The organism is Mesorhizobium sp., assembly GCF_004962925.1.
Taxonomy (GTDB): domain Bacteria; phylum Pseudomonadota; class Alphaproteobacteria; order Rhizobiales; family Rhizobiaceae; genus Mesorhizobium.
Genome location: NZ_SUEO01000103.1, coordinates 20,253 through 20,579, shown reverse-complemented (window position 1 = coordinate 20,579; position 327 = coordinate 20,253). Strand labels below are relative to the sequence as shown.

The window sequence follows — 327 nt, the reverse complement described above, 5'->3', positions numbered from 1 at the left end:
GCGAAATGCGTGTCGGGCAGCGCCGGCGCGAATTCGATCTCCTCGAAGGCGAGCACCGCCGGCGAGGCGGTGACGATGGCCGCCTTGGCGCGAATGGTGCCGCGATCGGTGACGCAGGCGACGCCGGGCACGTCCCAGAGGATTTTCCGCACCGGCGTCGACAGCTCGACCGGCACGTCGGCGCCAAAACGGGCGACCAACGCGCCGAACCCCTCCTTGGTGAAATAGTTCGGTTCGAGATCGGCGGCGGCTTGGAAGTCGCGGATCGATATCTCGTCCTCGTCGGCGGCGATTTCGCCTGGGAGATGTCGGCGGCGGGCGAGGCGG

Annotated in this window: 1 protein-coding gene; it reads right to left on the bottom strand. The window is 68.5% G+C overall.

The genetic code is table 11. The annotated features are described in order from the left end of the window. The coding region (locus tag E5W87_RS36110) for an FAD-dependent oxidoreductase (RefSeq protein ID WP_367118845.1) at nucleotides 1–176 on the bottom strand (176 nt) is incomplete at its 3' end. Nucleotides 177–327: the final 151 nt, after the last annotated feature.